At 52.0% G+C, this 16,378-nt stretch carries 16 protein-coding genes and 2 tRNA genes; 16 read left to right on the forward strand and 2 right to left on the reverse strand.

Annotation, left to right across the window (positions count from 1 at the left end; translation table 11 throughout):
* Nucleotides 1-139 precede the first annotated feature (139 nt).
* The 11 genes from DXB83_RS08905 to DXB83_RS08955 all read left to right on the forward strand — a co-directional run bounded on the left by DXB83_RS08905 (nt 140) and on the right by DXB83_RS08955 (nt 10,994).
* Entirely contained in the window at nt 140-1,117 is a 978-nt protein-coding gene (locus DXB83_RS08905; protein WP_117509466.1) for a phosphotransferase, read from the forward strand.
* A 241-nt stretch (nt 1,118-1,358) separates the two neighbouring features.
* Nucleotides 1,359-1,631, forward strand: a complete 273-nt coding sequence (locus DXB83_RS08910) for an HU family DNA-binding protein (RefSeq protein WP_022462103.1) — start codon at nt 1,359-1,361, stop codon at nt 1,629-1,631.
* Nucleotides 1,632-1,641: 10 nt separating this feature from the next.
* Entirely contained in the window at nt 1,642-1,881 is a 240-nt protein-coding gene (locus DXB83_RS08915; protein WP_022462104.1) for an RNA-binding S4 domain-containing protein, read from the forward strand.
* Nucleotides 1,882-1,968: 87 nt separating this feature from the next.
* Entirely contained in the window at nt 1,969-2,247 is a 279-nt protein-coding gene (gene yabP / locus DXB83_RS08920; protein WP_330410109.1) for a sporulation protein YabP, read from the forward strand.
* 2 nt (nt 2,248-2,249) lie between these two features.
* The gene (gene yabQ / locus DXB83_RS08925; protein ID WP_118697472.1) at nt 2,250-2,657 is read left to right on the forward strand and encodes a spore cortex biosynthesis protein YabQ; all 408 of its coding nucleotides are present in this window, start codon (nt 2,250-2,252) and stop codon (nt 2,655-2,657) included.
* 100 nt (nt 2,658-2,757) lie between these two features.
* A complete protein-coding gene (locus tag DXB83_RS08930) occupies nt 2,758-3,087 on the forward strand; it encodes an FtsB family cell division protein (RefSeq protein WP_022462107.1) in 330 nt (109 codons plus the stop codon).
* Between the two features lie 74 nt (nt 3,088-3,161).
* On the forward strand, nt 3,162-4,643 hold the full coding sequence (locus DXB83_RS08935) for a SpoIIE family protein phosphatase (protein ID WP_055218705.1): 1,482 nt from the start codon (nt 3,162-3,164) through the stop codon (nt 4,641-4,643).
* A gap of 15 nt (nt 4,644-4,658) precedes the next feature.
* On the forward strand, nt 4,659-6,080 hold the full coding sequence (gene tilS, locus DXB83_RS08940; protein ID WP_055227252.1) for a tRNA lysidine(34) synthetase TilS: 1,422 nt from the start codon (nt 4,659-4,661) through the stop codon (nt 6,078-6,080).
* Nucleotides 6,077-6,613, forward strand: coding sequence for a hypoxanthine phosphoribosyltransferase (gene hpt, locus DXB83_RS08945; RefSeq protein WP_022462110.1), 537 nt, complete (start codon nt 6,077-6,079; stop codon nt 6,611-6,613). Before tilS ends, hpt begins: the two co-directional genes overlap by 4 nt.
* Before the next feature lie 9 nt (nt 6,614-6,622).
* Nucleotides 6,623-8,485: an ATP-dependent zinc metalloprotease FtsH gene (ftsH, locus tag DXB83_RS08950; protein WP_055227250.1), complete on the forward strand. Its 1,863-nt coding sequence runs from the start codon at nt 6,623-6,625 to the stop codon at nt 8,483-8,485.
* A 418-nt stretch (nt 8,486-8,903) separates the two neighbouring features.
* The gene (locus tag DXB83_RS08955; protein WP_118659192.1) at nt 8,904-10,994 is read left to right on the forward strand and encodes a glycoside hydrolase family 13 protein; all 2,091 of its coding nucleotides are present in this window, start codon (nt 8,904-8,906) and stop codon (nt 10,992-10,994) included.
* A 126-nt stretch (nt 10,995-11,120) separates the two neighbouring features.
* Here the strand turns inward: DXB83_RS08955 and DXB83_RS08960 are convergent.
* Nucleotides 11,121-11,206, reverse strand: a tRNA-Leu gene (locus DXB83_RS08960).
* A 3-nt stretch (nt 11,207-11,209) separates the two neighbouring features.
* Nucleotides 11,210-11,291 (reverse strand) — tRNA-Tyr (locus DXB83_RS08965).
* 180 nt (nt 11,292-11,471) lie between these two features.
* Here DXB83_RS08965 and DXB83_RS08970 point away from each other — a divergent pair.
* The 5 genes from DXB83_RS08970 to DXB83_RS08990 all read left to right on the forward strand — a co-directional run bounded on the left by DXB83_RS08970 (nt 11,472) and on the right by DXB83_RS08990 (nt 16,374).
* Nucleotides 11,472-12,281 carry an FAD binding domain-containing protein gene (locus tag DXB83_RS08970; protein WP_118666350.1) on the forward strand — a complete coding sequence of 270 codons (810 nt, stop codon included), beginning with the start codon at nt 11,472-11,474 and terminating at the stop codon, nt 12,279-12,281.
* Complete coding sequence (locus DXB83_RS08975) at nt 12,281-12,751, forward strand: (2Fe-2S)-binding protein (RefSeq protein WP_022462114.1); 471 nt, start codon at nt 12,281-12,283, stop codon at nt 12,749-12,751. The genes DXB83_RS08970 and DXB83_RS08975 overlap by 1 nt, the downstream gene beginning before the upstream one ends.
* Nucleotides 12,748-15,087: a xanthine dehydrogenase family protein molybdopterin-binding subunit gene (locus DXB83_RS08980; protein WP_118697473.1), complete on the forward strand. Its 2,340-nt coding sequence runs from the start codon at nt 12,748-12,750 to the stop codon at nt 15,085-15,087. Before DXB83_RS08975 ends, DXB83_RS08980 begins: the two co-directional genes overlap by 4 nt.
* Nucleotides 15,078-15,665 carry a nucleotidyltransferase family protein gene (locus tag DXB83_RS08985; RefSeq protein ID WP_118697474.1) on the forward strand — a complete coding sequence of 196 codons (588 nt, stop codon included), beginning with the start codon at nt 15,078-15,080 and terminating at the stop codon, nt 15,663-15,665. The genes DXB83_RS08980 and DXB83_RS08985 overlap by 10 nt, the downstream gene beginning before the upstream one ends.
* A 127-nt stretch (nt 15,666-15,792) precedes the next feature.
* Entirely contained in the window at nt 15,793-16,374 is a 582-nt protein-coding gene (locus tag DXB83_RS08990; RefSeq protein ID WP_055218716.1) for a xanthine phosphoribosyltransferase, read from the forward strand.
* Nucleotides 16,375-16,378 lie beyond the last annotated feature (4 nt).

Raw genomic sequence — 16,378 nt, forward strand, 5'->3', positions numbered from 1 at the left:
AAGAGAAAAAGAAAACACTTTCAACATTGCTTTTGGGATGAAAGAAAAAACAGAAACCAGTATGCATGGCACAGGGCGGATACGCATACATTGAATCGTGACCCCAAAAACGATCACAACAGGGAAAGGAGTCAGGCTCTTGTATGATTATGGATTGAGTGTGCTGTCCCATTACGGTCTTACGGCTTCCGGCACAATGCGGGTGCGGGGCGCTTTATTGTGCCACACCGAACAGGGGGATAAGCTGATCAGCGAGTTCGGGACGGCGGCAGAAAAACTGGAGCAGCGGTATCTTCTACAGTGCCGCATCACGGAGTCGGGGCTCCTGCGGTGCGATCAGATTCTGCGGAACGAAGAGGGAGCGCTTGCAACGCGCGGGGACGACGGAGGAACGTACATTGTGCGGAACTGGTACCCGGGCCGGGAATGTGAGACGGGAAACAGTGAGGATCTTATCCGCGCCTCGGACGCGCTGGCGCGGCTACATACGGCAGCTCATCTGCCGGTGAAAATGGAATACCGGAGGGAATCCATCGTGGAGGAGTGCATCCGCCACAATGTGGAAATTCGAAAGATCCGAAAGTATTTGCAGACAAAAAAGAAGAAAAATGAGTTTGAAAAACTGCTGCTGGCAAGCGCCGGTCCGTATCTGGAACAGGGAGAGCGGGCGGCCGCGGAAATGAAAGCTTCTTCCTATGAAAAACTGCGGCAGCGGGCGGACGAAGAAGGCGCCGTCTGCCACGGGGAATTCAGCCAGCACAATATTCTGCTGGAAAACGGCAGAGGCGAAACGGCGGTCAATTTCGACAAGTGGAACTTCGATCTCCAGGTGGCAGATCTTGGCTATTTTATGCGGAAAATTCTGGAAAAACACGGCTGGAGCGAGCGCGCGGCAGAACGGATCTTAAACGCCTACAGCGCCAGACGGCCGCTCGATGAGGGGGAAATCGAGACACTCCGCCTCTATCTTTCCTATCCGTGGAAATACTGGAAACTGGCAAACCGCTACTACGGAAGCAGAAAATCGTGGATATCCGGGCGGAATACGGAGAAACTAAAAACACTCAATGCGCAGCAGGCAGACTGGTTGCGGTTTGTTAAGGGATCCTTCTTTTAACCGTGCGGTGGAAAAGAGTCTGTTTTGGGCAGAAATCGCCATAAAACCGCTGGTATGGGGGACTTTTTTCTTGACAAGAGAGACGCATTAGTATATAAATATATACAGCTACGCGAAAAAGCCGGTCAACGTAACAGACTGATCATCCGGAAGAAAAACAGCCGGCAGGGCAGGTCGTGTGTATCAGCGGGCCCGCGTACCATGTAAAAAACAAATGTAAGATACAGGAGGAGTAAAACTCATGAACAAAACAGAATTAGTTGCAGCTATGGCTGAGCAGACAAATTTATCCAAAAAAGATGCAGAGGCTGCTTTAAAAGCATTTATCGATGTAGTATCTGAAGAATTAAAGAAAGGTGAGAAAGTTCAGCTGGTAGGCTTTGGTACCTTCGAAGTATCCGAAAGAGCAGCAAGAGAAGGAAGAAATCCGCAGACTGGCGAGACCATGGAAATCAAAGCTTCCAAAACTCCGAAATTCAAAGCAGGAAAAGCTTTAAAGGACATGATGAACTAAGTAAAAATCTATGCGCTTAGATAAATTTTTAAAAGTATCAAGACTGATCAAGCGGCGTACCGTAGCCAATGAAGCCTGTGATGCAGGCCGTGTCCTCGTCAACGACAGACCGGCAAAAGCATCCGCACAGGTCAAGGCAGGAGATGTACTGGAAATTCAGTTCGGAAGTAAATCCGTCAGGGTAGAAGTGCTGAATGTGCAGGAAACCGTGAAAAAAGAAGAAGCACAGGAGCTTTACCGCTACTTATAAGAAGTGCGGCAGGATTCATGTGCAGCGAATAAAAAGAGAAAACCTTCATATAATGGGTGTATAGACCATTGTATGGAGGTTTTTTGTATGGGGGAGATGAACGAACAGGCGCACCGCCTTTTGCTGGAACAGCGGAAAACACTTTCTCTTGGCGGAGTGCAGGATGTGAAAAGCTTTGATGAGAACGAAGTTCTGCTCGTGACCGTCTGCGGTGTTCTTACCATCCGCGGAAAAGAGCTGCATGTGGGCCGCCTGGAGCTGGAAAAGGGAGAGGCGGATATCGAAGGCAGCATCGACAGCCTGGTCTATACGGAACATGGGCCGCTGCAGAAGAAGGGGTCTGCGCTTGCGCGGCTGTTCCGGTAAAAATGAGTGCGTATGTCACCCGGGAGCTGATTCTGTTCGCCTGTTCCATCTGGCAGGGGGCAGTCCTGGGGTTCTGGTACGATCTGATCAAGACAGTGCGGAAACTGATCCGCCACAGCCATGCGGCGGTATCTGCAGAGGACCTCTGCTACTGGATTGCGGCAGCGCTGTATCTGTTTGTACGGATTTACGGAGAGAACAGCGGCGTTCTCCGCGGGTATCTGTTTGGCGGCATCCTTGGGGGCGCTGCATTGTACCACGCATCGTTTGGACGCTTTCTTCCGGAACTTCTGGCAAAGGAAATCAAAAAAGCAGGGCGAATCCTCGCTTTTCCAGGAAAATGGCTGGTAAAAAGTATGAAAAAACGGAGAAAAAGGTTGAAATTTCATGGGAAGAACGGTAAGATGTAACTACACATGTAAGAACAAAAGAAACAAGTCTGCGGACGAAAAACAACAGATAGTTTGGCTGCAGACGGTTGGAAAATAGAAAGCAAGGGTAAAGAAAAGAATGAAAGAAAGGGAAGAAAAGAATTCTGGCCGAAAGAAAAAAGTCAGAAAGAAGAGCCGTACAACAGAGTTCTCAATTACCGTAGTCCTGTGCTGCCTGGTTGCAGTCCTTACCGTAAAGGGAATCAGCCTTCAGCAGAAGGTCAATGCAAATGCATCCCGTCTTTCCAGTCTGGACAGCCAGATTGAAGAGGAGAAGCAGCGCACCGATGATATTACCGCCTTGAAAGAATACATGCAGACCGATGAGTACATAGAAAAAACGGCAAGAGAAAAACTTGGCATGGTAAAGGATAATGAGATTTTATTTAAAGAATCCCAGTCGAAATAAACAAAACAGATAAAGAAAGGGCATGATTTCGCAGTCCCCTTTGAAGTCCAGAACAAAGAGAGGAGGAGCGGAACATGCCGGAGTGGATCATTGCCATGTTCCTGATCGGCGCATTGCTGTCAGCAGGGGACATGGCTAAAATTTTTTTGGAAGCCAGAAGAAGCCGCCGGGAAGCGGCCGTCTATGACAATCATCCGCAGAAACTGCAGATGGAGCACTACGCCGATTCGTTCCGCGTTCTGGCAGAGAGCTTTTACCAGATGCCGTCAAAAAGTGTGATGCCGGAGACGGGCCGGGTGGACAAGATTCTGGAAAAAGAACAGCAGGAAGTCTGTAGCCGCTGTGCGAAGGCGTCGTGGTGCTGGGAGCAGTACGGAAACCTGACGCGCGAGCGGTGCCAGGAACTTCTTCAGACAATCGCCGACGGGGATGAGGACGAGATCAGCCGTGCAAAAGGCGAATGGAACGCCTCCTGCCTGAACGGCTCCCGCTTTCTGGAACTGTTCTGGAACCGCTACCAGCAGGAACGCCAGACGGCGCTCTGGTCGGGGCGTGTGGCGGAGAGCCGCCGCGTGGTGGCAGAACAGTTAAGTGAAGTCGCCGGGATTATGGACCGCGCCGCGTGTGATCTGTACAGCCTCAACAGTCTGCCGGACGAGCTCTCGGAAAAAATCTGCCGCCAGATGAAGAAAAACGGGGCTTTCGTCCAGAAAATCTGGCTCCAGGAGCGGCCGAAAGAGCATTTACAGATCTATATGACGGTCAAAGCGGGCCGTCACTGCCGGATCACGCTTCGCCAGACGGCGGAACTGATCGGTTCCCTGTGCGGAATCCCGATGGTTGCGGTACGCGACGGGGCACAGGTCTTAAGCGGAGAATACCAGACGGTGCTGTTTCAGGAGGATGTGAAATTCCAGGTTCTCTACGGTGTGGGACGCATCACCAAGGAGCAGGAGAGTATCTCCGGGGACAATTACAGTGTGCTCTGCGAAAACGGCCAGTTTGTCCTCTGCCTGTCGGACGGCATGGGTTCCGGGATCGAGGCAAACAGGGAGAGCGAGACGGTGGTGGAGCTGTTTGAACAGTTCCTGCGCGCCGGATTCCCGCGGATCATGGCGGCACGGATGATCAATTCGATGCTTCTGCTGCAGCCAAAGGAAGGGATGTTTTCCACGTTTGATGTTGCTTCGATTAATCTCTACACAGGCGTCTGCAGCTTTTTGAAAGGAGGTGCATCGCCGACGTTCCTTAGGCGGGATACGTGGGTGGAGGTTGTGGAGTCGACCAGTCTTGCCGCAGGTCTCGTTTCCCAGACGGATTTTGATACCACAACGAAAAAGCTGTACGACGGTGATTACCTTGTGATGATGACGGACGGAGTGCTGGACGCGCTGCCCGGGGACAGGACGGAGCAGATGAAGCAGCTTCTTCTCGAAGTGAAAAACAGCGAGCCGCGGGAATTTGCCCGGGAGCTTTTGGAACGCGTGCTGCGCCTCGGCGGCTGCCGCGCACGGGATGATATGACGGTTCTGGTCGCCAGAATCTGGAAAAAATAGGAGTAAAAACGAAGGATGCGAGAGAAAGTAAGAGCCTTTATGGAACAGTATCATATGGTAACGGCAGGCGAACGCGTGCTGCTCGGCCTTTCCGGCGGCGCGGATTCCGTCTGCCTGTTTCATCTGCTGCGGGAACTGCAGGAGCCGCTTGGCTTTTCGCTGCTGGCTGTCCACGTCAACCATAATCTGCGCGGCGCGGAAGCCGGGCGGGATGCGGCATTTGCAGAAAATCTGTGCCGGGAATATGATGTTCCGTTCTATCTCTATTCCTGTCCCGTGGAGAAGATCGCAAAAGAAAAGCATCTCTCGACGGAGGAGGCGGGACGCGCGGCGCGGCAGGAAGTTTTTGCAGCGTGCGCAAAGGAGCAGAGGGCAGTGAAAATTGCGCTCGCCCATCACCAGGATGACGTTGCGGAGACGATGCTGCATCACCTGGCACGGGGAACGTCGCTGGCCGGACTTGCCTCCTTACGCCCCGTGCGGGGGAATGTGATCCGTCCGCTTCTCTGCGTCGGACGAAAAGAGATCCGGCAGGAACTGGAAAGCCGTAAGTGTTCCTGGTGTGAGGACAGCACGAATGCAGAGGATGCTTACACGAGGAACGGAATCCGCCACCATGTGCTGCCGTATCTGACCGAAGAGGTCAATCCGCGTGCCGCCGCGCATATGGCACAGACATCGCTGGACCTGCTGGAAACGGAGGAATATCTGGAGCAGCAGACGGATCAGCTGATGGAGCGGTATGCATCCGCAGAGAAAAATGCGGTTGTGCTGCGTGATGCGGTGAGCAGCGAAGCGCCTCTTCTGCAGCGCTACGTGATCCGGCGCGTTCTGGAACAGCTGGCGGGAAAACGGAAGGATCTTACCAGGGAGCATCTGGAATCTGTGCGGGAACTTTTTGAAAAGCAGGTCGGAAAAAGTGTCTGCCTGCCGTATGGAATCACCGCCGTGCGCGGATACGAGACGCTCCGCCTGGAAAAGCAGGGAGTGCATTTAAAAGAAGAACGGAAAAGGAAAAGCGGCGAAGAAGTTCCAATTCCGGTTCCGGCCGGGTGGGAAGAGGAAAAAAGTCTCGCATTTGCAGAAAATCCAGTCACGATTGTGAAAAAAACATCGGTTTTTCCCGAAAGAATTGAAGAAAAAAAGTATACGAAATGCTTTGACTGTGATAAAATAAAAGACGGTCTTGTCCTCCGCACGAGAAGAAGCGGAGATTATCTGAGAGTAACCGCAAAAGGCGGGAAAAAGAAACTAAAAGATTATATGATTGATGCCAAGATACCGAAAGAGGAGCGGGATTCCATTCTGCTGCTCGCCGACGGACCGGAGATCTGGTGGGTCGTGGGGTATCGCAGAGGAGAGAGCGGCCGTGTCGGGGAAGACACGAAAGCAGTTCTGCAGATACAGATTGGCGTTGGTAAGGAGGAAAACAGATGAAAGAGACAATCAGAGTATTATTAAGCGAAGAAGAAGTAGACAGACGAATTAAAGAAGTAGCAGACCAGATCAACCGCGATTACGCAGGAAAAGAAGTGCACCTGATCTGCGTTTTAAAAGGCGGCGTATTCTTTATGTGCGAGCTGGCAAAACGCATCACAGTGCCGGTAAGCCTTGACTTTATGTCCGTATCAAGTTACGGCGATGACACCAAGTCCAGCGGAGTTGTCCGTATTGTAAAAGACCTGGATCAGCCGCTGGAAGGAAAAGACGTTCTGATCGTGGAGGATATCATCGATTCCGGAAGAACGCTTTACTATCTGATCGACATCCTGAAAAAGAGAAATCCGAAATCCGTACACCTGTGTACTCTGCTCGACAAGCCGGAGCGCAGAGTGCGCGATGTCAAAGTAGATTATACCTGCTTTAATATCCCGGACGAGTTCGTCGTAGGCTACGGTCTGGATTACGCACAGAAATATCGGAATCTTCCATACATCGGAGTAGTGGAGTTTCACGAAGACGAGGAGTAAAAAGAAAATATGAACAGACAGCGCAGTGGATTTGGACTCTACGCGGCGTTTATGGTGATTATCGTGCTTGCCATGTTCTATATCACCGGAAAAATCAGCGCAGGCAGCAGCCCAAGTCAGCAGAAATTTGAAACCGCCGTAAAAGACGGCAAAGTGACATCCGCGCAGATTGTCCAGAACAAAGAAGTGCCGACCGGCTCCGTCGTGGTACAGGAGCAGGGCGGTGACAGTTATACGGTCAATGTGACCGACGTAAACGCAGCTATCAGCCTTCTGGAGGATGCTGATGTAACGTACACCGTGCAGAATGTCCAGAGAGACAGCATTTTCATGACATCCGTCCTGCCGGCCCTGCTGCTCGGTATGATCCTTCTTTTCGGCATGTCGATGATGAACCGCTCCATGGGCGGCGGTGGAGGCGGCGGAAACAAAATGATGAATTTTGGAAAAAGCAACGCCCATATGTCCACCGACAAAGACAAAAAAGTCCTGTTCCGCGATGTTGCGGGCTTAAAAGAGGAAAAAGAAGACCTTGTTGAGGTGGTCGATTTCCTGAAAGCACCGGAGAAATATACACAGGTCGGCGCAAGAATCCCGAAAGGAGTTCTTCTTGTGGGCCCTCCTGGAACCGGTAAAACCCTTCTGGCGAAAGCTGTTGCAGGAGAGGCAGGCGTGCCGTTCTTCAGCATTTCCGGATCGGATTTCGTGGAAATGTTCGTCGGCGTCGGCGCTTCCCGTGTCCGCGACCTGTTTGAGGAAGGAAAAAAACATGCGCCGTGCATCATCTTCATCGATGAGATCGACGCCGTGGCAAGACGAAGAGGCACCGGCATGGGCGGCGGCCACGATGAGAGAGAGCAGACATTAAACCAGCTTCTCGTTGAGATGGATGGTTTCGGCGTCAATGAGGGCATCATCGTGATGGCAGCGACGAACCGTGTCGATATCCTGGATCCGGCGATTCTCCGTCCGGGCCGTTTTGACCGCCGCGTGGTTGTAGGACCGCCGGATGTCATGGGCCGTGAGGAAATCCTGAAAGTCCATGCAAAGAACAAACCGCTGGCCGAGGATGTGGATCTGAAACAGATCGCGCAGACGACCGCAGGCTTCACCGGCGCAGAGCTGGAGAACCTGCTGAACGAGGCAGCGATCATGGCGGCAAAGGACCGCAGAAGATTTGTGCGCCAGTCCGATATCAAGTCTGCTTTCATCAAAGTGGGCATCGGTGCGGAGAAGCGCAGTAAAGTCATTTCGGATAAAGAAAAACGGATCACCGCATACCATGAGACAGGCCATGCGATCCTGTTCCATATGCTGCCGGATATGGAGGCGGTTTACACGATCTCCATTATCCCGACAGGTCCTGGCGCAGCGGGCTACACGATGCCGCAGCCGGAGAATGACGATATGTTCCAGACGAGAGGCAAAATGATGCAGTACATCACCGTATGCCTCGGCGGCCGTGTGGCAGAGGAGTTGATCTTCGACGATATCACAACGGGCGCATCACAGGATATCAAACAGGCGACGGCTACCGCGCGTTCCATGATTACGAAGTACGGTATGTCTGAGAACCTTGGTCTTGTCGCTTACGATTCCGACTCGGATGAGGTCTTCATCGGCCGCGACTGGGGCCATACGAAGAGCTACAGCGAGAATGTAGCCGCAGCCATCGATGAGGAAGTCCGCCAGATGATCGAGAAATGCCACGATCAGGCGAAACAGATTATTCTGGAGCATTCCTATGTGCTGCATGAGTGTGCAAAGCAGCTGATGGAAAAAGAGAAGCTGAGCCGTGCTGAATTCGAAGCCATTTTTGAGCAGGAAGCACAGATGACAGGAACAGCACCGGAAGTTTCTGGAGAAATCTGATATCTTTTTATTTGCAATAGAAAACCTGCAGAGAACAAAAAAAGTTTTTTGCAGGTTTTTTTCTGTGATTTTACGGGCGTTTGTGCAAATTAAAACAGAAAATCCGAAACGCCGGAAAAATTCATCGTTATTTTGAATAAGAATCAAATGAAAAAAAATCGCGATTTGTGCAGACTTTTCGAGGGACGTATGGTACTATAATAACTGTAAAAACCCCCCAATACATTATATAGTTTTTGCTACACCCCATAAGAGAAATACCTTCTCCAAAAGAGCCAGCGTACCCCGCTGGCTCTTTTACTATATAAAAATCCAATAAACACAATCGTTACATGTGTTCAGAAAAAGGTTGTATTACATGGCGGTGTGGGGTAAAATATAAGGAATGAATGATTGAGAAAGACAGAGGCGTTAGTTCATGGATAAAACAAGAATGCAGCAGTATATGTCACAGATGCGGGCGATGTTCAACAAGCATGCGCTCTACAGCGATGAATCCCCGCAGTATCAGATTCCGTTTGAGCCGAACCCGGGCGACACGGTGAAGATCCGGTTCCGTACCCTGAAAAATAATGTAGATGCGGTTTATTTCATCAGCGGTTCCACCCGTGCACAGATGCAGGTCGGTTTGGTCCGGAACGGTTTTGATTATTACGAGATCGAGATTCCGGTCGGAAATGAGCCGATCCGCTATTTTTTTGAGATTCAGGCAGGCCGCGTGGTCTGTTATTACAACAAGCTCGGCGTGACAAGAGAGCTTCAGGAGATGTATTCGTTTGGTATTATTCCAGGTTTCCATACGCCGGACTGGGCGAAGGGCGCTGTCATGTATCAGATTTTTGTGGACCGCTTCTGCAACGGAGATCCGTCCAACGATGTGCTGACGGGAGAGTACAGCTACATCGGTGAGCAGGTCAACAAGGTGGATGACTGGAACCGCTTCCCGGAGCAGATGGATGTCCGCAATTTCTACGGCGGCGATCTGCAGGGCGTCATTGACAAGATGAATTATCTGCAGGATCTCGGTGTGCAGGTCATTTATCTGAATCCGGTGTTTGTTTCGCCGTCGAACCATAAGTATGATATTCAGGATTATGACTATATTGATCCGCATTTCGGAAAGATTGTCTCCGACGAAGGCGATCTGCTCTGGCCGGGCGACAAGGACAATACGCGGGCAACGCGGTATATTGACCGTGTGACGAACAAGGCGAACCTGGAGGCGAGCAATGAACTGTTTATCCACCTGGTGGAGGAGGCGCACAAGCGCGGCATGAAGGTGATTCTGGACGGCGTTTTCAACCACTGTGGTTCGTTTAACAAATGGCTGGACCGCGAGCGGATTTATGAGGCCGGAAAGGGCTATGAGCCGGGCGCGTATGTGGCGCAGGACAGTCCGTATCACACGTTTTTTAAGTTTTATAATGAGCATAACTGGCCGTACAATGAGTTTTATGACGGCTGGTGGGGCCATGATACGCTGCCGAAGCTGAACTACGAGGGTTCGGAGAAGCTGATGGAGGATATTATGCGCATCGGCGCGAAGTGGGTTTCTCCGCCGTTTAATGCGGACGGCTGGCGGCTGGATGTGGCCGCTGACTTAGGACACAGCCCGGAGTTTAACCACAAGTTCTGGAAGGAGTTCCGGCGCGTTGTGAAGGAGGCGAATCCGGAGGCGATTATTCTGGCGGAGCACTACGGCGATGCGATGAGCTGGCTGCAGGGCGACGAGTGGGATACAGTGATGAACTATGATGCGTTTATGGAGCCGGTTTCCTGGTTCCTCACGGGTATGGAGAAGCACAGTGATGAGTTTAACCAGGGGCTTCTCGGAAACAGTGAGAGTTTTATCGGGGCGATGACGTATCATATGCCGGCGTTTTATGCGCCTTCGCTGTATACGGCGATGAATGAGCTGGATAATCATGATCATTCGCGGTTCCTCACGAGAACGAATCATCGTGTGGGGCGTGTGGCGAATGTTGGGCCGTATGCGGCTGCGGAGAATACGAATAAGGCGGTGCTGCGCGAGGCGGTTGTGATTCAGATGACGTGGCCGGGGGCGCCGACGCTGTATTATGGGGATGAGGCCGGCCAGGTCGGGTTTACGGATCCGGATAACCGGAGGACGTATCCCTGGGGACAGGCGGATCAGGAGCTGATCCGATTCTATAAAGAAATGATTGCGGTGCATCGGAGATTTCCGGTGCTGGCGATGGGATCGCTGAAATTTTTGTACCATGATTATAATGTGCTTTCTTATGGACGGTTTAATCAGGAGGAGCAGGTAATTGTGGTGATTAATAACCGGAATGAGAGGGTGCATGTGGAGATTCCGGTGTGGCTTACCGGGATTAACCGGAGTTCGGTGGCGAAGCTGACGCAGGTGTTTGCGACGGATGCGGTGGGATTTTCTTCGGAGGAGAAAGAAATCGAGGCACCGGCGGGCATACTGGAGATGGATTTGCTGCCGTTATCGGGAGTGGTACTGCATAGATGCGAGGAGTGACGGACGCCTCGCCGCCGCATCACGCAAGACTGAACGGGCGGCGGCGAGGCTGGTAGTGGGGACGGGAGGTTGAAAAATAGAAATGGAAAAAGAGCTCCGATTCGTATGAATCAGAGCTCTTAATCGTGCCGCAAACCGGGATCGAACCGGTACGGGTATCACTACCCACGGGATTTTAAGTCCCGGGCGTCTGCCAGTTCCGCCACTGCGGCATATGGACGGAGATGGATTCGAACCATCGAAGCAATTTGCAGCAGATTTACAGTCTGTCCCCTTTGGCCACTCGGGAATCCGTCCATGTATTTTGTTTTGTGTCAGAATGACTTCCGACATTGAATGATTATACTGGATGTGGAGGGAAAATGCAAGGGTTTTTTTGAAAAAAATAGAAAAAAGTTGAAAGGGGGGAGCAGGTCGGGTATAATATCAAATATATGGGCTTCTATATTGAGTAAAAATGGAGGATATAGGGTAAGTATGATTAAGATTAAGGATTATGTCCGGGTGGGGTCGCTGGAGGAGGCGTATGAGCTGAATCAGAAGAGAAGCGCCTGTATCCTGGGCGGGATGCTCTGGACGAAGATGGGGCAGAGGCAGGTGCAGACGGCGATTGATTTGTCCGGGCTGGGACTGGATCAGATTGAAGAGTCCGAGGAGGAGTTTTCGATTGGATGTATGGTGACGCTGCGGCAGCTGGAGGAGCATGAGGGGCTGAATGCTTATACCGACGGTGCGGCACGGGAGAGTGTGCGGAGTATTGTCGGGGTGCAGTTCCGGAATCTGGCTACGGTGGGAGGCAGTATTTTCGGCAGATTTGGATTTTCGGATGTGCTGACGCTGTTTCTGGCGCTGGATACGGAGGTGGAGCTGGTTCATGCGGGACGGATGCCGCTGGCGGAGTTTGCCTGTTCAAAGAGAGACAGGGATGTGCTGGTGAGGCTGATTGTGAAGAAGCATGAGGGTGTTACGGTTTATCAGAGTCATCGAAATTCCAGAACGGATTTCCCGGTGCTGACGTGTGCGGTGCGGGTGGAAGACGGAAAAGGATGTGTGGTGCTTGGGGCAAGACCGGTGAAGGCGGCACGTGTAGAGCTTCCGGCGGAGCTGGCGGAAAAGCTGGCGGCTGGAAAGGCATCTGCGGAGGAGCTGAAGGCAGCGGCTTCGGAGATTTCTGATCAGTTTACGTATGGCAGTAATATGCGCGGAAGTGCAGAGTATCGTCATCATCTGGGACGGGTGCTGCTGCGCAGATGTATGGAAGAAATTCAGAAGAAGGAGGAGCAGTGATGAAGATTTCGATGATCTTAAATGGAAAGAAGACGGAAGCGGAGATCGATGCAGACATGCTCCTGATCGATTTTGTGAGAAGCCAGGGATGCTACAGTGTGAAGCGCGGCTGTGAGACGTCGAACTGCGGGCTGTGTACGGTTTTTCTGGAGGGAAAACCGGTGCTGTCGTGTTCGGTGCTTGCGGCGCGGGCGAATGGATGTAAGGTGGATACGCTGGAAGGCCTGCAGGAGGAAGCAGAAGAATTTGGTTCCTTTATTGCCGGACAGGGCGCCGAGCAGTGCGGGTTCTGCAACCCGGGGATGATTATGAACGCGATTGCGCTGTTCCGGGAAAATCCGGATCCGAGTGAGGAAGAAATTAAAGAATATCTGGCGGGAAATCTCTGCCGCTGTTCCGGATATGAAGGACAGCTTCGGGGAATTTTGAATTTCCTTGCCTGGAAAAAGCAGCAGGGAGGTGCGTCATGAGCAGAGAAAATCATATCTATGAACCGGATTGGTCGGGAAGAACCGATCAGCTCTGCAGTGTGAATAAGCCGGTGATCAAAAAGGATGCCCTCGCGCTGGTAACCGGAAAGCCGGTTTATGTAGATGATCTGGCGCCGAAGGATTGTCTGATTGTCAAGGTACTGCGGAGTCCGCATGCCAATGCAATCGTAAAATCCGTGAAAAAGACGGCAGCAGAGCGTGTTCCGGGCATTGAGGCGATTTATACCTGGGAGGATGTGCCGAAACAGCGTTTTACAATGGCAGGACAGACCTACCCGGAACCAAGCCCGTATGACCGTCTGATCCTCGATCAGCATGTGCGCTACGTGGGAGATCCGGTGGCGATTATTGCCGGAAAAGATGAAAAATGCGTGGACCGTGCGCGGAAGCTCCTGAAAGTAGAGTACGAAGTGCTTCCGGCCATTCTGGATTTTCATCAGTCCAAGGATAATGAACTGCTGGTGCATCCGGAGGAAAGCTGGAAATCGCTCTGTCCGGTCGGTGCGGACAATCAGAGAAATCTCTGTGCAAGTGCGGAAGATCACAACGGAGATGTGGAAGCCGTGCTCGCAGAGTGCGATGAGGTCGTAGAGCATACGTATCATGTACGCGCAGCCCAGCAGGCGATGATGGAGACGTTCCGGACATACTGCTTTATGGATACCTACGGACGGCTGAATGTGCTGAGCTCGACCCAGATCGTTTACCATGCGCGCCGCATTCTGTCCAATGCACTCGGCATTCCGAAATCGAAGATCCGTGTTTCCAAGCCGAGAATCGGCGGCGGATTCGGAGCGAAGCAGACGGTGGTTGCCGAAATTTTCCCGGCGTTTGTAACCTGGAAAACCGGAAAACCGTCGAAAATGATCTTTACGAGAGAAGAGTCCCAGACAGCATCCACACCGCGCCATGAGATGGAAGTAACGATCCGCCTCGGTGCGATGAAGGATGGAAGAATCCGTGCGATCGATCTGTATACACTTTCCAACACGGGTGCATACGGCGAGCATGGACCGACAACGGTCGGCCTTTCCGGCCACAAATCGATTCCGATGTATGGATCTCTTGAGGCTTACCGGTTTGCGTATGATGTTGTGTATTCCAACGTAATGTCAGCCGGTGCTTACCGCGGATACGGTGCGACGCAGGGTATCTTTGCCGTAGAATCTGCTGTCAGTGAGATGGCAGCGCGTCTTGGCATCGATCCGATCCGGATCCGGGAGCAGAACATGGTCCGTGAGGGACAGTTCATGCCGGCTTACTATGGCGAAACGGCAAACAGCTGTGCGCTTGACCAGTGCGTGGAGCGTGCGAAAGAGATGATCGGCTGGGATGAGAAATATCCGTGCCGTGATATGGGAGATGGAAAGGTGCGCAGCGTCGGCATTGCGATGGCGATGCAGGGTTCCTGTATTTCCAATCTCGATGTCGGATCGGCAACGATCAAAGTCAACGACGACGGCGGCTATACGATGCTGATCGCAGCGGCCGATATGGGAACCGGCTGCGATACGATTCTGTCCCAGATGGCGGCAGAGTGTCTGGAGTGTGATGTGGATGACATTACCGTTGTCGGCGCAGATACCGATACGTCCCCGTATGACTCCGGTTCCTATGCATCGAGTACGACGTATATTACCGGAAAAGCGGTGGAAAAAGCCTGCATGACGCTTCGGAAACGAATCTGTGCCCTGGCGGCAGAGCGGATGAACGTGCCGGAAGATGAGACAGAATTTACCGGTACCGGCGTCGTGCATGAAAAGAGTGGAAGCAGCATGACGATGGAAGAAATCGCAACAGCGGCCATGTGCAATAACGGCATCGCGCTGGAAGCGACGGAAAGCAACTGCTCTCCGGTATCGCCGCCGCCTTATATGGCTGGTGCGGTCGAGATCGAGCTGGATAAAGAGACCGGCGAGGTCAGGATTCTCGATTATGCCGCCGTTGTCGACTGCGGAACCGTCATCAACCCGAACCTTGCGCGCGTACAGGTCGAGGGCGGTCTGGTGCAGGGCATCGGCATGACGCTGTTTGAAAATATCCGGTACACGGACAAGGGTCAGATGATCAATAATTCGTTTATGCAGTATAAAGTGCCGACCCGCCTCGATATGGGCAGGCTGCGCGTCGAGTTTCGGAGCAGCTACGAGCCGACCGGTCCGTTCGGTGCAAAATCGATCGGCGAGATCGTCATCAACACACCGGCTCCGGCGCTGGCACATGCAATCTACAATGCGACGGGTCTGTGGTTCCGCGAACTGCCGATCACGAGCGAGCAGATTGCAATGGGAATTGCGGAAAAAGAATGCGAGTAACGATACTTTATCTGGCAGCCGGGAACAGCAGACGGTTCGGGGAAAATAAGCTGCTCTATCCGCTGGATGGAAAGGCGGTGTACCGCCATCTGCTGGACCGGCTGGCCCAAATTGCCGGAAGGCATGAGAACTGGGAACTGCTGGTTGTGACGCAGTATGAAAGGATTCTGGAGGAGCTTGCGCCGCTGGTAAAAGCCGGGCGTCTGCAGACGGTGTTTTCGCCGGACAGCGAAAAAGGAATTTCCTATACAATCCGCGCGGGAATCGAGGCGGCGGAGAAGCAAAATGCCGATGCCTGTGCGTGTTTTGCGGCGGATCAGCCGTACCTGAAGGAAGAGACGGCGGAGCGCTTTCTGGAATCCATGGAGATGCAGAAGGCTCCACTTGGCTGCGTTTTCTGCGGCGGCGAGAGCGGCAATCCGGCGTGGTTCTCAAAACCTTATTTTTCAGAACTAAAAGAACTTTCCGGCGACTGCGGCGGAAAAAAGGTGCTGAAACGGCACTGGGAATCGGTAATTCCGTTCCGGGTCGAAGCCGCGTGGGAATTAAAGGATCTGGACCGGAAAGAGGATCTCTGATGCAGAGACACCGGCGGCTGCCATGAATAAAATTTGAGACAGTGCGAAATTTGATGGATTTGGACTTGCATTTCCAGTGAGAAGTAAGTACAATGGGTATAATAAAAATTCGGGAGGCTTCAAAAAAATGCAGTTATTGGAAGACAGAATCCGCAAAGACGGAAAAGTACGCGAGGGAAATGTCCTGAAGGTGGACAGCTTTTTAAATCATCAGATGGACGTCAATCTGTTCCGGGAAATCGGAAAAGAGTTTCAGCGTCGTTTTGCGGGAGAGGAGATCACGAAAATTCTGACCATCGAGGCATCTGGAATCGGAATTGCCTGTGTTGTGGCTGAAATTTTTAATGTTCCGGTTGTGTTTGCAAAGAAAACACAGACCAAAAATATCGCCGGCGATGTTTATACCACAAAAGTAGAATCTTTCACCCATGGAAGAGTTTATGATATCATTGTTTCCAAAGAATTTCTGGGAAAAGGAGACAAAGTTCTCCTGATCGATGATTTCCTGGCAAACGGAAAAGCGCTGGAAGGACTGGCAACCCTGGTACAGGATTCCGGTGCAGAGCTCGTAGGAGCAGGCGTTGTCATCGAAAAAGGGTTCCAGATCGGAGGAAAACTGCTGCGTGACCGCGGCATTCATCTGGAATCTCTTGCCATCGTCGATGGTATGGATGATAAAACCGGGGAAATTACCTTCCGGAAACAGTAAGGAG

The organism is Blautia sp. OM06-15AC (assembly GCF_003481425.1).
Taxonomy (GTDB): domain Bacteria; phylum Bacillota; class Clostridia; order Lachnospirales; family Lachnospiraceae; genus Fusicatenibacter; species Fusicatenibacter saccharivorans.